The organism is Prevotella koreensis (assembly GCF_003977605.1).
GTDB classification, from domain to species: Bacteria; Bacteroidota; Bacteroidia; order Bacteroidales; family Bacteroidaceae; genus Prevotella; species Prevotella koreensis.
Genome location: NZ_RYYU01000001.1, coordinates 1,732,618 through 1,754,359 on the forward strand (window position 1 = coordinate 1,732,618; position 21,742 = coordinate 1,754,359).

The 21,742-nt window shown below is 41.6% G+C and carries 17 protein-coding genes; 4 read left to right on the plus strand and 13 right to left on the minus strand.

The window, feature by feature from the left end; all coding sequences use genetic code 11:
- The first annotated feature begins 120 nt into the window (after window positions 1–120).
- The gene (locus EHV08_RS07390) at window positions 121–915 is read left to right on the plus strand and encodes a hypothetical protein (protein WP_126678703.1); all 795 of its coding nucleotides are present in this window, start codon (window positions 121–123) and stop codon (window positions 913–915) included.
- On the opposite strand, the gene ispG is transcribed toward EHV08_RS07390, so the two are convergent.
- From ispG to nadA, 7 genes are all read right to left on the minus strand, one after another.
- Window positions 908–2,305 carry a (E)-4-hydroxy-3-methylbut-2-enyl-diphosphate synthase gene (ispG, locus tag EHV08_RS07395; protein WP_126678704.1) on the minus strand — a complete coding sequence of 466 codons (1,398 nt, stop codon included), beginning with the start codon at window positions 2,303–2,305 and terminating at the stop codon, window positions 908–910. The two genes, EHV08_RS07390 and ispG, sit on opposite strands and share 8 nt — an antisense overlap.
- Before the next feature lies 1 nt (window position 2,306).
- Window positions 2,307–2,813 carry a 5-(carboxyamino)imidazole ribonucleotide mutase gene (gene purE, locus EHV08_RS07400; protein WP_126678705.1) on the minus strand — a complete coding sequence of 169 codons (507 nt, stop codon included), beginning with the start codon at window positions 2,811–2,813 and terminating at the stop codon, window positions 2,307–2,309.
- A 34-nt stretch (window positions 2,814–2,847) separates the two neighbouring features.
- Complete coding sequence (locus EHV08_RS07405; RefSeq protein WP_126678706.1) at window positions 2,848–3,477, minus strand: phosphatase PAP2 family protein; 630 nt, start codon at window positions 3,475–3,477, stop codon at window positions 2,848–2,850.
- Window positions 3,474–4,979, minus strand: coding sequence for an RNA polymerase factor sigma-54 (rpoN, locus tag EHV08_RS07410; RefSeq protein WP_126678707.1), 1,506 nt, complete (start codon window positions 4,977–4,979; stop codon window positions 3,474–3,476). The genes EHV08_RS07405 and rpoN overlap by 4 nt, the downstream gene beginning before the upstream one ends.
- A gap of 5 nt (window positions 4,980–4,984) precedes the next feature.
- Complete coding sequence (locus EHV08_RS07415; RefSeq protein ID WP_126678708.1) at window positions 4,985–5,629, minus strand: hypothetical protein; 645 nt, start codon at window positions 5,627–5,629, stop codon at window positions 4,985–4,987.
- A gap of 94 nt (window positions 5,630–5,723) precedes the next feature.
- Window positions 5,724–6,812, minus strand: a complete 1,089-nt coding sequence (locus EHV08_RS07420; protein ID WP_126678709.1) for an acyltransferase family protein — start codon at window positions 6,810–6,812, stop codon at window positions 5,724–5,726.
- Between the two features lie 19 nt (window positions 6,813–6,831).
- Window positions 6,832–7,821 carry a quinolinate synthase NadA gene (nadA, locus tag EHV08_RS07425; RefSeq protein WP_126678710.1) on the minus strand — a complete coding sequence of 330 codons (990 nt, stop codon included), beginning with the start codon at window positions 7,819–7,821 and terminating at the stop codon, window positions 6,832–6,834.
- Between the two features lie 443 nt (window positions 7,822–8,264).
- Between nadA and EHV08_RS07430 the strand changes: the two genes are divergently transcribed.
- Window positions 8,265–9,659, plus strand: coding sequence for an ArnT family glycosyltransferase (locus tag EHV08_RS07430; RefSeq protein ID WP_126678711.1), 1,395 nt, complete (start codon window positions 8,265–8,267; stop codon window positions 9,657–9,659).
- A gap of 76 nt (window positions 9,660–9,735) precedes the next feature.
- Here the strand turns inward: EHV08_RS07430 and EHV08_RS07435 are convergent, their stop codons facing one another.
- The 6 genes from EHV08_RS07435 to leuS are packed head-to-tail and all read right to left on the minus strand — an operon-like array spanning window position 9,736 to window position 19,808.
- On the minus strand, window positions 9,736–12,156 hold the full coding sequence (locus tag EHV08_RS07435) for a CotH kinase family protein (protein ID WP_126678712.1): 2,421 nt from the start codon (window positions 12,154–12,156) through the stop codon (window positions 9,736–9,738).
- Between the two features lie 11 nt (window positions 12,157–12,167).
- On the minus strand, window positions 12,168–14,306 hold the full coding sequence (porZ, locus tag EHV08_RS07440; RefSeq protein ID WP_126678713.1) for a type IX secretion system anionic LPS delivery protein PorZ: 2,139 nt from the start codon (window positions 14,304–14,306) through the stop codon (window positions 12,168–12,170).
- Window positions 14,307–14,324: 18 nt separating this feature from the next.
- The gene (locus EHV08_RS07445; protein ID WP_126678714.1) at window positions 14,325–15,221 is read right to left on the minus strand and encodes a glycosyltransferase family 2 protein; all 897 of its coding nucleotides are present in this window, start codon (window positions 15,219–15,221) and stop codon (window positions 14,325–14,327) included.
- Between the two features lie 60 nt (window positions 15,222–15,281).
- Window positions 15,282–15,890 (minus strand): non-canonical purine NTP diphosphatase, encoded by a 609-nt coding sequence (locus tag EHV08_RS07450; RefSeq protein WP_126678715.1) that lies wholly within the window; start codon window positions 15,888–15,890, stop codon window positions 15,282–15,284.
- 14 nt (window positions 15,891–15,904) lie between these two features.
- Complete coding sequence (locus EHV08_RS07455) at window positions 15,905–16,873, minus strand: YitT family protein (RefSeq protein WP_126678716.1); 969 nt, start codon at window positions 16,871–16,873, stop codon at window positions 15,905–15,907.
- Between the two features lie 58 nt (window positions 16,874–16,931).
- Window positions 16,932–19,808, minus strand: a complete 2,877-nt coding sequence (leuS, locus tag EHV08_RS07460) for a leucine--tRNA ligase (RefSeq protein WP_126678717.1) — start codon at window positions 19,806–19,808, stop codon at window positions 16,932–16,934.
- A gap of 645 nt (window positions 19,809–20,453) precedes the next feature.
- Here leuS and EHV08_RS07465 point away from each other — a divergent pair.
- Window positions 20,454–21,095 carry an energy transducer TonB gene (locus tag EHV08_RS07465; RefSeq protein WP_126678718.1) on the plus strand — a complete coding sequence of 214 codons (642 nt, stop codon included), beginning with the start codon at window positions 20,454–20,456 and terminating at the stop codon, window positions 21,093–21,095.
- The gene (locus EHV08_RS07470) at window positions 21,085–21,717 is read left to right on the plus strand and encodes a radical SAM protein (protein ID WP_126678719.1); all 633 of its coding nucleotides are present in this window, start codon (window positions 21,085–21,087) and stop codon (window positions 21,715–21,717) included. Before EHV08_RS07465 ends, EHV08_RS07470 begins: the two co-directional genes overlap by 11 nt.
- Window positions 21,718–21,742: the final 25 nt, after the last annotated feature.

Consider the following 21,742-nt stretch of genomic DNA (forward strand, 5'->3'; position numbering starts at 1 on the left):
AATGGAGAAAAAATAATATTTCCTTGCTTTCGGTTTTTTTATTTTGTATCTTTGTAACGTGGAAACTAATATTGGTGTGAACACGAAATTGAAATGAAAACTAAATGATTTATGAAGATTATGAAAACGAAAAGAATTGAAAAGAGTTTTGTTTTATCGGTTATGCTGATGCTGTCGGTTAGTTATTGCTTGGCAAGTAATGGTGAAGAGAGGCAGCAGAAGAAGAGCGTTTGGCATGAAGATACGGTAACACTGCATGCACTTTACAAGCAAGCAGTGGAAGATGCATCAACACCGACACCTGAAAAATTGGTCAACACGCTGGTGATTATCAACAAAACAGATGACAATAACGGGCAAGAATGGATAAGGATTGGCGATACCGATATGGTGCTCGTTGCCTCATTCATGAAAGAAAAATATGCTGCTTTGTATAGAAACTCCACCGATACGTTCCGCCTTGCAGCAAACGAATCGTGGGTTACGGTGCCTTCGGAATGGAAAAAGAAAGCAGGGTGCTTTGCGGAAATGGACTCTGTGGAGAGCAGAATGAGAATGATTCAGATGCTGGGACTGCCTATGGAGTCGCAGAACACGCAAGTGGTGCTGATGTATATTGACGCAAAAACACTGTTCAGACCATCGCGCGACCCGGAAACTAACGACAACACAGCACAACTGACATACCCCGAAGGAGTGTCGGAAAATCATCGTGACTGGTTTGAGTATAACCTCTCACTCGCCTATAAACCGGAAAATCCATATCCTTGGACACAACTCGGATATACATACGACTGGCATTCGCCCACCGATACACATGTCGGACTGAGCGAGTTCGTATCACTTCGCGGTTCGCTTGCCAAAGTGAAAGAAGTGATGGGCAGCCATACCTTTATTCAAATGTTGTTTAAGTAGTAGTTCGGTCGGCAGCAATCAGTTCAAGAAGACGGTCAACGGCCTCCTCTTCAGGAATGTTTTTCAATACGCACTCTTTATTTTTATAGAGGCTTATTTTGCCACGTCCTGCACCGACATATCCGTAATCGGCATCCGCCATCTCACCCGGGCCGTTCACGATGCAGCCCATTATGCCAATCTTCACACCCACCATGCCCTTGGTAGCCTCCTTTATTCGTGCTATTGTGGAACGCAAGTCATAGAGCGTTCTACCGCAACCCGGGCATGAGATATATTCTGTCTTGGTGAATTTGATGCGTGCCGCTTGTAGGATAGAATCCTGAAGAGAGATAAGTTCATCTTTCGTAGGAGCGTTGTTTCCGTCGGCGAATGCCCCACACGATATGCAAAGATTGTGTGCACGTTTGTCTATCAGTATTGCTCCGGAAGCCATTGATGCTTTAAGTTGCAGTTCCTCCCACGTCTTTGCTGTGATGTCAAGGAATAGAGTGTCATCTTTTATAATGGCATTACGGCGCAGTTCTGCACACTCAGGCACAAGTTCCACAAGACTACGGGCAACAGGAATTTCAGCCTCCGGTTCTTCAGAGAGCGACACACGGATAGTGTCTCCGATTCCTTCAGTAAGCAAAGCACCTATGCCTACTGCACTCTTTATGCGCCCATCCTCACCTTCGCCCGCCTCGGTTACACCGAGATGCAACGGATAGTGCATATCTTCCTTGTCCATTGTTTCCACGAGCAACCGCACGGTAGTCACCATCACCACCGTGTTAGATGCCTTGATGGATATTACAATATCGTTGAAATCCTCACGTCGGCATATTCTCAGAAACTCCATACAACTCTCCACAATTCCCGCAGGAGTATCTCCGTAGCGCGACATGATGCGGTCTGACAGCGAACCATGATTCACTCCGATGCGCACTGCCGTATGATGTTGCTTACAGATGTTCAGGAACGGAACGAGTTTACGCTCTATCTTTTTCAGTTCGTCGGCATATTCTTCATCCGTATATTCAAGATGTTTGAACGTGCGACCCGGGTCAACATAGTTTCCGGGATTGATTCTCACCTTCTCGCAGTACTGCGCCGCAACATCGGCAGTATGCGCAGTGAAGTGAACATCGGCAACAAGAGGAGTGTCATATCCCTCTGTGCGCAGTGCGGCAGATATATTCTTCATGTTCTCTGCCTCACGAACACCCTGCGTGGTGAAGCGCACCAGTTCGCCTCCGGCATCAATAATACGCTTTGCCTGCGCCACCGATGCCTCAGTATCGTTGGTGTCTGTGGTTGCCATCGACTGAATACGGATAGGATTATCACCACCGATAGCAACCTTACCGACTTTAGTTACAGAAGTTAATCTACGATTAGAACCCATACTAAACTCTATACTTAAACTTTACTTCCTCCAGTTCCTTGTTTGCCTTTTCAATCTTCTTGCCAAGTCCCGACTTATAATCAGCAAATCTCTTTGCAACCACTTCATCGTCGAGTGCAATCATCTGCATTGCAAGTATTGCGGCATTCATAGCACCATTTATGGCAACCGTGGCTACCGGAATGCCCGGGGGCATCTGTAGAATACTGTATAACGCATCGACACCGTCGAGCACCGAACCTTTTATAGGCACACCGATTACCGGCAATGTGGTCTGTGCCGCGATGACACCGGGCAAAGCCGCAGCCATGCCTGCACCGGCAATAATAACCTTTATGCCACGAGAGGCGGCATTTAGTGCAAAATCTTCTACTGCTTTCGGTGTGCGGTGAGCCGAGAGAGCATTCACCTCGAACGGTATTTCCATCTCATCGAGAAACTTCATTGCCTTTTCCATAACAGGCATATCACTCGTGCTGCCCATTATTATACTTACCTGTGGATTCATAAGTTATATATTTCTATTTCATTAAAATTATATTCTATACTATATTTCTGTAATACATCACTGCGAGGAAAGCCACCACTATACCAATTAGGAAACCCATAGACACCTCTAAAAGAGTGTGCTGGCGGAGTATCATGCGACTCGTGCCCACCAATCCCGCCATGAAGAACAGGAAAAACAGCCACCATGTGGGATTGAAAGTGAAAAGGAACGAGAACGCTATGAGCGCACCTATCACGCCGCCAATGGCTGCAGAATGGGTGGATACCTTCCAACGAAGATTGACGAGAGCACACACCACCTGCAAAACGAGTGCCGCAACAATCACCGTACCGATGAAATGCGGCATGTGGAGCAGGTTTAAGATGTAATAACATATAAAGTAACAAACGATTGCTATAACGTATGGCACCATGCGTCGTTCCTTAGAACCTATCTGAATGGGTGTCCAGCCGTGGTAATAGTGATACAAACGAATAAGATACGTGGGAATTGCCACCGTGAATAGATAGACAATGAACAGCACGCGCAACTTTATCCAAGTATCGAGCATGCCGAGATATGTGAACATGAACAGTACTATCATGCCGAATACAGGCAGATAGAACGGTGATATAATGGAACTTATCACCCTAGAAGCAAGTATCAATCTCTTCTCTGTCATGACTTTCTCAATCTTGCTACCGGTATTCCCATCTGTTCACGATATTTCGAAACCGTGCGTCGTGCAATGGGAAATCCACGTCGTTTCATCTCTTTGCTAAGAGCCTCATCACCCAATGGTTTGCGCTTATCCTCACCATCGATTATCTCACGGAGAATTGTTTTCAGTTTCCTTGTGGACAGTTCTTCGCCGCTTTCGGTCTTTATGCTGTCACTAAAGAAGTGTCTGAGTCTGAACGTACCCCATCTTGTCTGTGCATATTTACGATTGCTCACCCTCGATACGGTGCTTATGTCAAGTCCCGTTCGGTCGGCAACATCTTTCAGTATCATCGGCTTGAGGTCGCCTTCATCGCCATCTCTGAAATATTTTCTCTGTATATCGATGATTGCACGCATGGTAACATACAACGTATTGCGACGTTGTTTTATAGCCTCAATGAAGCCTTGTGCCCTATCTATTTTCTCTTTTGCATAAATCAAAGCCTCTTTCTCTTTGGTGTTCAAACTGCCCTTGTCTTTCTGATACATCTTTACGAGGTCTGAGAAAGAGTCGCTCACATAGAGTTCGGGCACTCTTCCTTTCGTTATCGAGAATGTTATAGTGCCGTCATCGGAAGTATCTACGATGAAGTCGGGCGTTATCTGCTGCATGTTTCGTCCCTCTGCCTCTCCCAAAGATGCACCGGGTTTCGGGTTAAGACGCTGTACTTCCTCGTGAATACGTGCCATATCATCATCGCTGATGCCCATTGTATGCGCTATTTTGTCCCAACGCTTGCCGATGAAGTCGTCATAGTGGTTGTCTATTATGTCGCGCAATATCAGTCTTATAGGATTCGCTTGCTTGCGTTCTATCTGTATCAGCAAACATTCTTTCAGTGTTCGCGCCCCTATTCCGGCAGGATCGAACTCCTGTATTTCCTCCAATATCTCGTTTACTTCATTTTCAGAAGTATATATATTATGGTATATGGCAAGTTCGTCAACTATAATATCTGTCTTTTTTCTCAGTAATCCGTCGTTGTCGAGAGACCCCACGATATACTCCATTATTTCCCGTTGTTGGTCGTTGAGGTCAAGTTCACCCATCTGTTCTTTCAGTTTGTCGTAGAAAGAAGTACGATCGCCGTAGGTTATCTCCTCATAATCTGCATTTGCATAACTCCCAATCGACGGACCACTCGCTTCCGGCATCTCATCATCACCAACCATATTCTGCAGCACATTGTCGAGTTCGTCTTTTCTTTCCTCCCTCTCCGTGCGCTGTTCAAAATTCTCATCATCTTCTTCTATATCGATAGGAGATGATTCATCAGCATATTCTTCGTTATCGGTAGAGGCCGTTTCCAATGCCGGATTATCGTCTATTTCGGCTTGAACACTCTGTTCGAGTTCGGCAATAGGCATCTCCAGCAACTTCACCTGCAACATTTGCTGTTGCGTAAGTTTCTGTTGCTGCACCAGTTTTTGTTCCTGAGTCTGTATTAATCTTTGCGACATAATGATTAAAAATACTCCACCAATAGTGCCGACAATGCCGACAGTTCTTCCAAATTATCATTCCCGAACCGTTGCCACACTTGTTGACATGGGTTGAGAAGATTGCTGAATATCATTTCTTCGTTTTTCAAGTATGGGTCGAATATCCGGAATATATCCATCACTTCAACCACCACACTCGGTTTTATCTTCATTTTTTTTGCCAAATGCTGTATCTCCGGTGTGTCCTCAACCATAGTTATCGGTGTTAATCGGAAATAAAGATTTAGAATCATCACCAACATCACCGGTTTTAAATCCGGTCTTCCGTCTATCGGACGAAAATATTTCTCAAAACTTTCATTCACCTCAACGCCGTCATAGAATTCTTCTGCATTGCTGAATCCGTTCATCTGGCGCAACATTCTCACTCCCTTGGCAAGTTTCTGGGGACTGTTACCATAGGTACTCCAAAGCCTTTCTATTCTCGGAGTGTCAATACTGCGCAGCCTGAACATCTTTTCATGCAACACCTTAGGCGGTATGTGCAATTCTATACTCAAGTCAACAAGCGGTTTGCTATACAAAGGCTTCACTCCCGCCGGCTTCTTAAGATATAGTTGCATCAGCAAAAGCCAGTATTCATCACGCCATAAATAATCCCTTGCCATAACCTTTTTCTTTTGAATACAAAGATATACAAAAATCAGATAACAATAAAATAATATGAGAAAAAAATCTCTTGCCAATTCTTTTCATAACCACTCACCGTCCTATGCATACCGATAACACACGAGGAACAAATCTGTCAAGTGCTTTATATAGCGAATAAAGGAGCAATATGCTCGAAAAATAAGAAAGAAGCAGCAACGTTATATATCCCATGTCGCTATCCGGATTGATAAGCAAGATGAATATTTTTATTATCTTGCTGTTTATTAGTCCGTGTGAAAGATATATGAATAAAGCACTGCCAAAATATTTTTTCGTACCTGTAATTAACTTTCCTTTGGAAATATATGAAGCAAATGAAATTGATAACAACAGACCAACCATTATATTCAAGAATTTCAGAAGGAATATATTCTTTATCTCGTAATATCCTCCTATTGTCAATAAAATACTTATAAGAATATATATTAACAATAAAAACTTGAACCAGCAAGTAGAAAAAAGCATAATGTCTTTTCCTTTTAAAGAAAAGAAAGCACCCAATGAAAAGAAAAACATCGCTTCTTTCGGGTAATATATAAAAGGTATTTCTATCGAAGTATATATCCATAATCCGAACACAATAAGAAGAAATATGACTCCGACCTTTCTTAAAAGCCAACCGATTGCAGGTGATATAACAACCATTACTATCAGGTCACGGATATACCATAACGGCATATTCAGAGGAGCATTAGATGAAGGAATATCAACTCCTGCGAGATGGCCATCATATATCCAATAGCATGACAGCAAATTAAGTATAGAAAAATCAATATGATTGCCGAATTTCATCATTGATATTAATGTGGAAGAAAGTACAGCGACCAACATTATTACGGCAATAGTATTCCATATTATATAAGGAAACAACAATGATTTTACCCTACTCTTTATTTTCTTGAAGTATTTATCAAAAGAAAAATTACCTCCAAGGAAAAACAGATAACCTGAAATGAAGAAATAAACAGGAACACTCTGTCCTCTGAAGAAAGCATTCGTAATTTCACAGAACCAAAAAAGCATGGGGAAATCGTGCTTACCGACATTATCGAAACACGAAGTTCCGAAATAATGTTCGGTAAGTACGGTAAGAACAAGAAAAGCCTTAAGAAAATCAAGGCTTTCTATACGTTTTCCCATATATGATATAAATGCTGTTTCAACTCAATTCCAGCATACGCTCAATAGGCTTCACGGCCTCTTTGCGTATATCTTCAGGAACATCAACCGTAGGCCACTCGTATTTCAAAGCATTATATATCTTACTGAGAGAATTTAGTTTCATGTAATTACATTCATTGCAAGAACATCCGATAGTGTCTTCACTCATTTCCGGAGGAACGGGATAGAATGTTTTTCCTTCACACTGACGTTCTATTTCATGAAGTATTCCTGACTCCGTAGCAATGATAAACTCTTTCTTATCACTCTCTATACAATGCTTCAATATAACCGCAGTGGAACCAACAACATCGGCAAGTGTAAGCACCGAACCTTTACATTCGGGATGTGCAAGTACCAAAGCATCCGGATGTTCTTTCTTCAATCTTATTATACCTTCCACCGAGAAACGCTCATGCACATGGCAACCGCCATTCCACAACAACATTTCCCTACCGGTTACAGAATTGATATAAGACCCAAGATTATAGTCGGGACCGAAAATAATCTTTTCATCTTTCGGCATACTGTCAACTATCTTCTTGGCATTTCCGCTTGTAACAACAATGTCTGTCAGTGCTTTCACGTCAGCGGTTGTATTTACATAACTCACCACTTTATATCCCGGATGTTCCTCTTTGTATTTCTTAAGGTCTTCTGCCTTACATGAATCGGCAAGCGAACAACCGGCATTAAGATCAGGACATAGAACCATTTTCTCAGGACAAAGTATCTTACAGGTCTCTGCCATGAAATGCACTCCACACATCACTATTATTTTAGCGTCAGTCTTTGCAGCCTTCTGAGCCAATGCCAACGAATCACCGATAAAATCGGCAACCTCCTGTATCTCGCCCACAGTATAGTAATGAGCAAGAATCACAGCATCTTTTTCTTTGCAAAGACGTCTTATCTCAGTCTTCAAATCAGTTCCTTCTGCTATCGGTTCGTCAACGAACCCTTTCTCCTTCCATTCGTTTTTCAACATAACATTATTATTTTATCTTTTTCTTTTTTTCTTCAAAATAAGATAGAATATGAGTATGATATGGTGTGGAAAATGTGGAAAACTTTTCAGTTTGTTTTCTGTTATTTTGTTTTCAACACCTTGCTCGCTTTTATAAACAGTTTATCAAGAGTATTATTCTTTATTTATTAGTAATTTAAGTGGTTTATCCACAATTTTATTTTCTGTCTGCAAATTTAATAAGTTTATATCTTTTTCTATCAATTTTCTGTGGAAAAGTTTTTCAAAAAGCGTAAATAAAACCACAGTTATACGCATAATTAATAGTGCTATGTTATATGTGTGGATATAAGATAAGTTATTAACATGGTTTTCCACATGGTTATCAACACATATTTTTTATGATATTGGTAGGTTTAAGGAATTCTTTTATTATTTTTGCATTTGCGTTATAGAAGAAAGAGATGACAAAAAAGATATTGATATTCGGACTACTCACATTATTGATAGGTATTGCAGGTTTACAGACAGGAATATTCTGGGACAACACAACGTTTGTGTCTGCGATGGGAAACGCTTTATATGAAAACGGGATATTTACTTGGGGAAGTATTCCTACGGCTACCGATCCGGGTCATCCACCGTTCATTGCGACGTTAATGGCTGCTTCATGGAGTATTTTTGGGAGGTCGTTAATGGTTTCTCATCTTGTTCTCTTACCATTTGTTTTCGGTATATTATGGCAGGTTTGGGATCTATGTAGTTATTATTTCAATAGGAGAAGTGATGCTATTGCAGCATTTTTGTTTGTCATTGCCGATGCTACGCTGCTGTCTCAGATGACACTTGTAACGACAGAAGTGCCACTTATATTCTTTTTTCTGCTTGCCTTGAACGGAATGTTACGTGGTTGTATGTGGAAGAAATCATTGGGACTGGCTTTTCTCGGCATTGTATCCTTGCGTGGAATGATGCTATGTGGAGGACTGTTTTTAGTTGATATTTTTCTTCATCGAGGTTTTATCAAGTGGAAATCATACGTAATTGGTTCTTTGCCTGCGCTTATTTTCATTGTTTGGCGACTGATATTCAAAGGTTGGATAATATCAAATCCTGAAAGCACTTGGGGTGATGCTACCGGTTATGGCTCTCTCATCGGATTTTTCAAGAATTTCTCTTGGAATATTGCTGTTGTTGTTCAGCGGTTTATTGATTTTGGTAGGATTGTACCATTATTGTTCATAGTAATTACTCTTCTGTTGCGTCGAGGTTGGAAGAACATTCAATATCGCAATATATTGGTTGTCGCCATCGGTTCCACTTCTGTGGTTTGGGGTATAAGTTTGTTTATAGTGAATCCCATTGGTCACCGTTATTTCACGGTTAGTTATTTGCTGTTGGCATTGCTTGCTGTTATGATGTTGCGCGAATATGTGCACCGTAAAGCGATTTATTTCTTTATGCTCTTGGCCTTAATAGCAGGCAATTTCATTGTTTATCCCGATAAAATGGCGCAAGGATGGGATTCTTCTTTGGCACAATTAAATTACTGGGATGTTCGTCGTGATATGATAGACTATATAGATGATAGAAAAATTGATGTCAAGAATGTCGCTACTTTCTTTCCCAACAACGGAGAAATAGACGGTGTAGATTTGAACAATGACCATCGACAATGGGCCGATTTTACCGGAAAGGAGCAATATGTATTCTATTCCAACGTTTTCAATCTATCGGATGAAGAAATAGAACTCATCAATCGTGACTATCGAATGGTGAAGCAGTTCAGCAAAATGGGAGTCAGAACAGAGTTGTATAAGAAAAGGCAATACACCGTATTTTCTCAGAAAAATAAATGAAAAATAGCTAGACTGCGATATTACAGTCTAGCTATTTAAGGAAATATTTAAGTGAAAATTATTTTTTCAAAAACAGTTATTTTACTACAAATTTACTGTTATCCTTTATATATATACCATGTTTCGGATTTGTTACTTTCCTTCCTTGCATGTCAAAAATTGCATTATTTTTTTGTTCCTGCTCAGTAATTTTTTCTTCAATTCCTGTTATAATGTTTTTCATTGTAGAATTGACAATATGGTAGTTCATTGTATACCACTCCATTATAAAATTTATCTCGTCTTGAATAGTTGTTGAAAGTTCCACAGGATTATTGTTCCATTTCGTTCTTTCGCGTTGCCATGCCATAGATTTGTTTAGTATTTCAGCATTGCTCTCCATCAAACTTTTCACATGTTCAGGTTTCAGAGAAGTCTCTGACAATTCATTCCAACGATTTGTCATCTTGTTCAAGAAATTATCTTTATTATATTTATAAAGTCTTTTCGTAGGAGAAACGTTCTTTATACACGAGACAACATCAAATACATTATTGTTTTCTTCACTGTTATAAAGCCTTCTAAGACTGCTGTCCATATCCCATGGAGTAATCATAATTTTATGGTCTTCGTCAATATCTTTCAGTGAAAGGTAGGAATTCTTGTATAAATTATCTGTAATTCCGAGAGTATTTATGAATATGAGATAATCAAGAAAGTTATCCACATAAAAATAATCATTATAATTACTAAGAAAATCTTCATCACTTGTTGACTTAGAATTAAAATTTATGAAATCGATAAGTGGTTGCCATGTAAGTTCAGAAGGCATGTCTTCAGGATATTTAAGTTCCCATGTATTCCATTTTACTTGATCTGTAGGAGCCTCATCATACGACTCAAGATTGCTAGAACTTCCCCATGAAATACCTTTATAAAGTAGGCCATGAATTTTATTGTCTTTCTTCTTATATTTTTTTAGACCTAAGAGTTTTCGGTCTATTTTATCAGAAAGACAATATAAACCATGGTAGTTTCCATTCAGACAAACCTCAACATATCTTCCTTTTATGCCGTTACGGTTGTCAAATTTTGTTTCGTATGGTGTTTTTCCAAACTCATTCCATATAGTGAAACATAGAATATTGCGCATGCGTAGTTTATCAATTGCCATTGCATCAAGAATCCAACTGTTTCCTTTTTCACGAATATCGAAGAGATTACAGTCCAAATCTTCGCCTTTTTCGTCAATCATTTTCACGGCAAACGATTTCTTTTCGTATTTCAAAGAAGACGAACCACGATAACGTAACTTGCATTTATGACTTTGGGAGAAATTTCCTTTAGGATCAAAAATTTCTATTTCTCCATCTGTGTATGTCTCTTTTTTTATATTGTTCACATCTACTTTAATATTTATCAGTGGCAATGAATTTTCGTTTATGTTTGCTTTCATTTCATCGAAAGTCTGTGCTGATATTTCTGTAGAGAATGTAAACATAAGTACAATAATAGCCAAAATTCCCTTCTTGTTTTTACCTACCAATACCGGAAAATATCTGTATATGATAAATGCAACAATGGTACAGAGGGAGTATATGGTAAAAAATGCAATCGGTATCTGCCAATAGTTATGATATTCGAATCCTATTTTATTGAAAACCATGGTTACTGCAAATGGTATTGCACCACAAAAGAAATAATAAACCAGAGAATGTGCTCCCGTCCAACTTATAATATTAAGTTTGCCCAATAATTTACTGATATTCACAAGGAATAATGTAACGATACCTATATCTGCAATGAATAACGGAATGTTAGATATTTCAATACTTCCGATAACTGTGTTTAAATCATAGTACATAATAATAATTTTTGATATTAATGAAATAATAAATAGTAATGATGTATATAATATATTGTTGAAACGGTTGAAAAGTGCTTCATACCGATGATAGAATATCCCACAAATCATTATCCCTAAAGCAAGAAAGGCATCGTTTATATACCATAAGTTCTGTTCATAGAATAGTGGACTTGGCATGTGTTTATTACCGAGAATGAATGCCATGGCAAATGATAGAGCGACAACTATTGATAACAGAATGATTTTTCCACGCGTTATCAACATCGTGACCGAGAGCAACAATTCTGCCACAATGAGGGCAGCGACAAACCATGAAGCCTTTCCGAGAATTATTTTCAGAAATACTTCGAGCGGTTCTTCGTTGCCTACCGCAATTTTCATAATGCCGATTAGAGTCGTAAAAATGAAATAAGGGACGATAAATGTCTTGAATATCGACCTTATTTTATTGGTAAAAGAGAACTTGAAACCGCCTGAAATATTACCGCAGAACAGATAACCGGAGACGAAAAAGAATACAGTCAGCGCATTATGGACATAGCATTGGTATGGAATGATGTAGTTACCGGAATAGTAAATCTCCGTATGATACAGCAGAATAGCAATCATACAGAGTCCTCGTAACGTATCAATCCATTGTTTCCTTTCCATGAAAATGTCTGTCAGTTGACAATGGCAATTTTGCACACCGTGCCCACCTCGCCACTGGCAGTTGCCGTCTGTACCATATAGATGCCAGATGCCACACGTTTACCGTTAAGATCGCGACCATCCCAAGTGTACATACCTCCGTTGCTTCGCCCTTGATTGACGAGTACACCATTGCTTGTTGTTATCTTCACATCAGCATTAAACGTAAGCCCTACCACACTTATCAGTCCGTTGTAGTCAGGCTTAACAGGATTTGGATAGGCATATACTTTGTCTTCGTCCATTTCGTCGTTGCTCTGCGAAGCATTACTCATGTACGAACAAAGACCCTTTGGCGTTCCGAAGAACACTTCTCCGGTTCTGTTGTTTATAGCTATTGACTCTATCGCATTGTCAAGAAGACTGCTGTTTTCGGCAGTGAAGTGCTTCAGTTCGGTGATGTTGTCGCTGTCAATGAGATACACTCCGTCAGAGAAAGTGCCAAACCATTTACGTCCGGCAGGATCTTCTGCCATGCAGTTTATGTTTACTCCGTTGAGCAGGTAGTCGGCAAGATTACTTCCATCGTTGCGCGGTACTTTCATTTGTACGAGTACTTGGCCTTGTTTTCCAATCAGATCTTTCGGAAGATATGCCGGTCCTCCGCTACTTCCAATCCATATATTACCGTCTCTGCTCTCCATTATCGACTCTATGGCGTTTACATTATATTTTGTTCCATCTTGATTTTTGAATTCTTCTTTATATTGTAAGAGTGCATTATTCTCAGGATTGAAACAATAGAAACTTGGCAGTTGCCAGAAGTCGTTCGTGAACCACAGCAGTCCGTTACTGTCTATAAACGAATGTGACGGATAGTGAAGTGCAACGTTTTTATCCGATTCCTGTATCAACTGAGGTTTAATAATTCTTTCCCATTTCTTATCCGCTCCGTATTTCAGCAGACATGTATTATATGTCATTCCGTTGAGTACCCAGAGATTTCCTTTTTTGTCGTAATTCAGTCCCGATACTATTACGAAAGAATTTTTCAAAACGGTATAGGCAGACTGCAACAAAGAATTGTCGGTGTTGTATAGTTTCACGAATTTTCCATCTATAAACTCATACATTCCTGTTCTTCCACCGGCCATGAGACGAACACCGTCCTTATATGTAGGGTCAATGTCGAAGTCCATAATGTCGATATACTTTATTCCTGTTTTCTGTTCGAGATTGTCTTCATAATTGAACCATTCTTTTCCGTCGAATGTCTGTATGCACCCGGGACGATACAGGTCTCCCCAACGTGTAAAACTTCCTCCGCAACTATATAGTTTGTCGCCATAGAAGCGCATCGTGGTGAAATAATTATATGCAGGACCTTCCGGCAGAATACCACTCACAGTGATTGTTCTGTTGCCATTGTTGTCAAGTTTCCACGACTGTAGTTTTCCGTCTTTCTGAGTGCTCCAATAGCACTTGTTCTTCTCGTCGTAGGCAATCAGTTCGGTATATCCCTGTTCAGTGTTTGTTGTTATTCCATTATCGTCCTTGAATGTAGGATTATCTCCGCTTATCAGACCTGTCCATTTGGCAGGGTCGAGCAGGTTATCTTTCATGTCTCCGCGCCTTATACCGATTTCTGTTTCACAGAATATGACATTGTTTATCACCTCTATCTTTTCTACTTTATGCCCGATGTTATAGGTAGCGGTTATTTCATTGTTCTGAACATCAAATTTAACGATACCGAAATCGGTGCCGAGATAAGCATATTTACCATTCAGAATTAGACAGAACACTTTCTTGTTTTCGGTCATTATCTTTCTATAGAAACTGCTGTTGTTCTCCACAGTACCATCGTTATGCACGAGATCGATGTTCTGATTGCTATATACAACAACAAGTTTCTTTGCTGCTTTGCACCATGCTATATACGAAATTCCTGAATCTGAGAGAGATTTCACTTTGTCGTATGTCTCGATACTGTTATCATTGAGGTTGTAGGAGAAGAGGTCATCACTTGCAAGTACATAAATCTTGTTACCTGCCGGTTCTATATCAGTGATTTTACTGTATGACATATAGGCATTCCATTGTCCTGTGCTTGCTGCATTTGGCGTTGCCGATAAAATCATTCCGACAACCAATAATATGTATTTCCTCATAAAAATGTGGTTTGGATGTTATTTAATATTTCGCTTCTCTTCACCGATGAAGTAAAGAAGTTTATATAGATTAAACTTTAAAATGCTCGGATTATTGCTTTCCAAGTTGCGTAATAATGGTTTATGCAGAAGTTTGTATATGCTTCGCATGAGTGGAGTGAGATGAAACTTTCGTATCTTTTGTTCGTATTCGAGCAATGAAGAATATCCTTTCAGTTCGTTTGAGAATGTCCGCAGTGTCCGCATTGCCTCTTCGGTCTTATGCACGAATTGTGGGTTTGTTTCAAAATCGGCAAAGGTCAGCGGGTTGTCTATATGCTTAATGGCAATGTCATTGTCGCGAAGTGTCTTACCCCAGAGCACATCCTCATAGCCGTAATGTCTGAAACGCTCGTCGAAAGGGAAACGCATCATCACCTCCTTTGAAGCCATGAAATTACTCGTGTGGAAGTCTTGATATGGTTTTCTGCTTCGTATCGCAGCACTGTGGTTCCCCTCTGCTTTCCGTTCATATCTGTATCGCAGGTTCGACATCATCCTATTATCATCGTGAATGATGTCGTAGCCGCCATAAACGACGGGTGAATTATGGTTTAGATAACATTCTATGAAATCCTCTTTTCTCAAACTCATGTCTCCGTCGAGAAACAAAAGATTGTTATACCGCGCTTTTTTAACAAGAAAGTTCCTTATTACTGCACGTCCTGAATTGAAACCACGTTCTATGAGTATCACGTTTTCCAATGATGTGATGCTCCGGTTTTCTCCCATTATATCATCGTCTGTGGAACCATCGTCCGCAACGATTATCTCATAATCAACAGACAAAACACGCAACTGCCGATGCAGAGATTCAACCAAATCTCGGCATCGGCAGTTGAATATTGGTATCAAAACGGATAGTTCATGCTTCATTTATTCAAGATACTTTTCTGTTCTTCCGTTGAAATATTCTCTTTTTCTATTTTTGAATTTCTAATTTTTCATAAGATAACCGGCAAGTTTCTTTACTGCTCTTGCACGGTGAGAAATTATATTCTTCATGTCTATACCGAGTTCGGCGAATGTCTTATCGTAGCCTTCCGGCATAAAAATCGGGTCATATCCGAAACCCTCATTGCCTCGTTTTTCGGTTATTATAGTACCTTCTACTTTTCCTTCAAAGGTATGTAATGTGGCAATTCCTACCCCCCCCTCTTTATTTTCTTGTTTCTCAAGCAGTGCTATAACGGTGCGGAAACGTGCTTTGCGATTGGTGTTATCGCCCAACTTACGCAACAGTTTTTCCATATTGGCATTACTGTCGTGGTCGGTTCCTTCGGCATATCGTGCGCTGTGTACGCCCGGTTCGCCACCGAGTGCATCCACCTCAAGACCCGTATCATCGGCAAAACAACTGTAACCATATTTGTCGAACACATATTGTGCTTTCTGAATGGCATTGTCAATCAGTGTAGCCCCTGTCTCCGGAATGTCATCGTTACACCCTATCTCGGCAAGCGATACAACCTCGAAGCCTGCTCCGAGTATTCCGCGTATCTCCGACAGTTTGTTCTTGTTGTTCGTGGCGAATACTATTTTCATCTTTTTCTCTCTCCTTATTCAATTTGTTGTTCGAGCGTTTTGTTTGCCTTTTCAAGATGTTTTTTCTTTATTTTCACCTTTATCTTGTCAAATCCTTCACCGAATACGCCTATTACAGCACTCTGACTGACGAAAGCATTGGGGTCTATCATCTTCACGATGCGGAATATTATCGCGCTCTCACGTTTCTTGGCGAGCATCACTATCACCTTCATTTCCTTGCCGGTGTACCATCCGTGGCCATCGAGAATTGTCATGGTATGGTCTGTTTCCTCTGCAAGTGCTTTGGAAATCTCATTATATTTCTTCGAGAAAATCATGAACTGTACCGATTGTCGCTGACGATTCATGATATAGTCGAGCATGAAGTTTTCGATAATCATCGTACAGAAACCGAACACTACCATTGTCATGCGGTCGATGAAAGGACCGAACTTTGGTATGAAAAGACAACTTCCGATGATTATGAAATCTACGAATATAAGTACTGTTCCTAACGAGAAATCACGGTATTTGTTCACAGACGCAGCGATAATGTCGGTTCCTCCCGTACTACCATTATACAGGAATGTTAGTCCGAGAGCAGTTCCCGTCATCAAACAGCCCACGAGCAGTGACATGAAATCCTGTCCCTCTCCAAGTATCTTTACCATATTCCCGACATCATCGACCGGTGCTATGTCCTTCATCAGCCACAGAAGGAACGACAACATGAATGTGGCATAAATCGTTTTCATAAGGAACTTCACACCCAATATCTTCAGTGCCATTATAAGAAGTGAGGCATTGATAAGGAAGTAGGTGTATGAGTTGGGGAACGATGTGGCATAATACACAATCGCTGCGATACCTGCCACGCCACCGGTAACGATATTGTATGGCATCAGGAAGAATGTAAACCCGAAAGAATACAATATGAGTGCGAGGGTAATTCCTATGTAATCCCTCAACTCAGCCCTTATTAATGTTTTGTTCATTTTCATTGTTGACAAATGATTTTTCAGTGATTCACTATTTGTTTTATTGTATTTTCATCTGTTCTCATAATCCTCCGAGAACGATGTTCACCATTCTTTTCGGCACGATTATTACCTTCACTATTTTCTTTCCATCGGTATATTTCGTCGTGCGCTCATCGTTTTTCACCGTTTCTTCTATGGTTTTGTTGTCAGCATCGGCCGCAAACTCCATTTCGAAGCGTCGTTTACCATTGAAAGCCACGCCCATCATAATGCTGCTTTCAGTCATATATTTCTCGTCGAAAGCCGGCCATGCAGCATCGCATACGCTTCCCAGCCCTCCTATACGCTCCCATAGTTCTTCCGCAATGTGTGGTGCGAATGGTGCGATGAGTATGCTGAGGGTCTTCATAACTTCGCGGTCGTTACACTTCTGTTGCGAGAGTTCGTTCACACATATCATGAATGCCGAGATGCTTGTGTTGTAAGAAAACAGCGGAATGTCCTGTGTCACTTTCTTTATGAGTTTGTGCAGGCTCTTCAGCGATTCTTTCGTTGCTGCCGACGGCCCTGTTGCGTTAATGGCATTGTCGAACAGATTCCATAGTTTTTTCAAGAAACGATGACACCCGTCAATACCGTTGGTGTCCCAAGGTTTCGACTGTTCAACCGGTCCGAGGAACATCTCGTAGAGTCGTAAAGTGTCTGCGCCGTACTTCTCGACAATCATGTCTGGGTTTACAACGTTGAACATCGACTTTGACATCTTCTCTATTGCCCATCCGCAGATGTATTTTCCGTTTTCTGTCACGAACTCGGCATCGCTGTATTCGGGTCGCCATGACTTGAAAGCATCTATATCGAGCACATCGTTAGATACGATGTTCACATCCACATGGATTGGAGTTACATCCTTGCATTCCTTCTTCAGGTTGAGCGAAACGAACACCGGATGTCCCTTTTCGGCCGTGGCGATGTTGTCACGATAAACAAAGTTGCTTCGTCCTTGTATCATTCCTTGGTTCACAAGTTTCTCGTATGGCTCTTCCTTGCACGATACTCCCATGTCGAAAAGGAACTTGTTCCAGAATCGGGAATATATCAAGTGACCGGTGGCATGTTCCGTTCCGCCCACATAGAGATCAACATTCTGCCAGTATTCGTCGGCTTCCTTGCCCACCAATGCGTTGTTGTTCTTGGGGTCCATATATCGCAGATAGTATGCGCTTGAACCGGCAAATCCGGGCATGGTGTTAAGTTCTAACGGGAACACGGTGGTGTTATCTACGAGAGTCTTTTCCACAACACTGTTTGTCTTGGTGTCCCATGCCCATAGTTTTGCGTGTCCCAATGGCGGCTGTCCGTCTTCGGTGGGTTTATATTGGTCTATCTCCGGCAGTTCCAGTGGCAGACATTCCTCCGGTATCATGTATGGCATGTTGTCTTTATAATACACCGGGAACGGTTCGCCCCAGTATCTCTGACGCGAGAAAATGGCATCACGCAGACGGAAGTTCACCTTTACGCGTCCCAATCCTTGTTCCGTAACATATTGCTTTGTCTTTTCAATCGCATCCTTCACGGTGAGTCCGTTGAGCGAGAGTTTTTTCGATTCGGAGTTGCAAACGATTCCTTCCTTTGCATCGAAACTTTCTTCCGAAACGTCAGCACCTTCGATAAGCGGAATAACCGGAAGTCCGAAATGGCGGGCGAAAGCATAGTCGCGTGAGTCGTGAGCAGGCACGGCCATAATCGCACCGGTACCGTAACCGGCCAGCACATACTCCGAAATCCATATCGGCACAGGTTCGTCGGTGAGCGGATTTATGGCATACGAGCCGGAGAACACTCCCGTCACTTTCTTATCGGAGATGCGGTCGCGTTCGGTACGTTTCTTCACGTATGCCACATAATCTTCCACTTCCTTTCGTTGGTTGTCGGTGGTGAGCATGCTTACGAGGTCGCTCTCCGGTGCCAGAACCATGAACGTAACGCCGAACATGGTATCTGCGCGGGTGGTGAAGATTGTGAAAGACTTATCAGAATCTTTCACCCGGAACTCCACTTCTGCTCCTTCGCTGCGCCCTATCCAGTTCTTCTGTGTCTCTTTCAGCGACTCTGTCCAATCTACGGTGTTGAGACCATCGAGCAAACGCTGTGCGTATGCCGACACGCGCAGACACCATTGGCGCATCTTTTTCTGCACCACAGGATAACCACCGCGCACACTCACGCCGTCAACAACTTCATCGTTGGCGAGCACCGTGCCCAGTTCGGCACACCAGTTCACCATCGTTTCGCCGAGATAGGCAATGCGGTAGTTCATCAATGTTTCCTGTTGGCGTTTCTCGTCCCATGAGTTCCACTCTTTGGCGGTGAACGTAAGTTCTTCCGAGCATGCCACTCCGTAACGGTCGAGTCCGTCGGTACCATTCAGGCGAAAATATTCTGCGAGTTCGTCGATGCTCCTTGCTTTCGGTTTGTCCTCACCGTCGGTTGCCGAGAGAGAGCGGTTGCTGTAGAAAGAGCCGAACATCTTCATGAATGCCCACTGCGTCCACTTGTAGTAATTCGGCTCGCAGGTGCGCACCTCGCGCTCCCAATCGAAACAGAATCCCAACTTGTCGAGTTGTTCGCGATAGCGTTTGATGTTCGTTTCCGTTGTTTTTGCCGGATGTTGTCCGGTCTGTATGGCGTATTGCTCGGCCGGAAGTCCGTAGGCATCATACCCCATCGGGTTGAGTACGTTGAATCCTTCGAGTCGCTTGAAGCGTGCATAGATGTCGCTGGCTATATATCCTAAAGGGTGACCAACATGCAGTCCGGCCCCTGAAGGGTATGGGAACATATTGAGCACATATAGTTTTTTCTTCTTCTTATCCTCTGTAACGCGGTAGGTTTTTTGCTCCACCCAACGCGCCTGCCATTTCTTTTCAATGGCTCTGAAATCGTATTCCATTATATTTCGTTATGATTTTTCTATTGTTCTGAATGAATCTGCCTGCAAAGATACTGCAAATAAGGAAAAAAACAAAAGAAAATCATTCTTAATTTCAAGCATTCTGTAAACAAATTCACATCATTATTACGCCCTGACGGCATCTTTTTTTTCTCCATTAGTTGGCTTATTGGAAACCAATCTCGCCCAATTTGCTCTGCAATTTCGCCGAAATTGGTCAGCAAATTCGCCCAAATTGCTTTGCAAATTCGGCCGTTTTGTTCTACCGGTTGTTATATAATGCTTGCAAGTATGTTGTTATCTGAATGTAGATTTTTAGTCTCTCATCTATACAAATAGGGAAAATCCCCTTATAGTATAGGAACTTCCCTATTGCTACCGAACATAAAAATCACTATCTTTGCATCAAGAAACAAAGATGGTTTAAGATTATTACGAAACTCGCAAATAAGAAAAACCGTATGGCACATTTAACTAAATGACGACTGATGAATGATTATGATTAGGTTAGATTTCTCTTTTGATTAAGAAAGCGGTGTCGACAGCGGTTGGCACCGCATCGTTTTTTGTACGGATATTTGGACTAATGCGATTTTTTTTATAAATTTGCGTTTGTAAAGTGCGATTGTTTAAAATAACAGAACGATGAACAAAGGAAAAGGAATATGCAAGACGCTGAAGGATATACGCAAGCGGATAGCCGATGCGAACGATATTAAGTATGAGCCGGAAGTGTGTAACTTTGAGGGCGACTGCGCCGGAACATGCCCCAAATGCGAAGAGGAAGTGAAGTATATCGAGCAACAACTCAGCATCAGACGTATGCTCGGAAAGGCTGTTGTTGTGGCCGGACTTGGTGCCAGTCTGACTGCGTTGTCGTGCGGGTCGGGTCTTAATAAAGACAATCGTTTGAGCGGACTCGTGCCAAATCAAGAACCCGATTCGACATTTATGAAGGACATGGTTTTAGGTAAAGTGTCTGAAACGAAGCCTAAGTTTCCCGGAGGTTATGAAGCATTCATGAAGTATATATCTGAGAATGTCCGTATAGACAATTCTGTTTTGAATGAATTTAATGGGGAAGGAAAGGTTGTCGTGAGTTTTATTGTTGAGAAAGACGGCTCTCTTTCTGATATAAAGGTGGTGAAATCAGTATATCCTCCTATTGACAAGGCTGTTGTGGAAATGGTGAAAGGAATGCCGAAATGGATACCGGGTACGCGTCTTGGAGAGAAGATTCGTTGTACATATAATTTGCCATACAAAATAAATTTACATGATGAGTGATGCTCAAGCACCTCTGATAGGCATCTGCCGCCATAGGCTCGGCATTGATGGTAAGGGTGTTGTGACGCTCGTGGCATTTCATGGGTGTACGCTTGCTTGTCGCTATTGTCTCAATGTGGAGTGTCTTCGTGCTGATGGTGTGTTCAAGAAGATCACACCCGAAGAACTGCTTAGTGAAGTGATGCAGGACAACCTCTATTTTCTTGCCTCCGGGGGTGGTGTCACTTTCGGCGGTGGTGAGCCGTGTCTGAGGAGCGTGTTCATAGAGAATTTCTGTCGTATTATGCCGAAGGAGTGGAACATAACGCTCGAAACCGCACTCAATGTGGAGCGACATGATATAGAAAGGTTGCTGCCATACATAGACCATTACTTCATCGACGTGAAGGATTTGAATGCCGAAATTTACGAGAGATACACCTCGCGCCCAATCGGTCGAATGCTCTCTAACCTGCAGTGGCTTCTGTCCCATGAAGGAATGGCGGAGAAAATAACCGTGCGCCTGCCTCATATCCCCGACTATAATACTCCTGAAGACATCGCCTGCAGCCGTGAACAACTTACAGAAATGGGTGTGAAAAACTTTGATGAGTTCTCTTATATCATTCCGAAAAGAGAATAAAAATGATATAAATCTTTTTGTTATC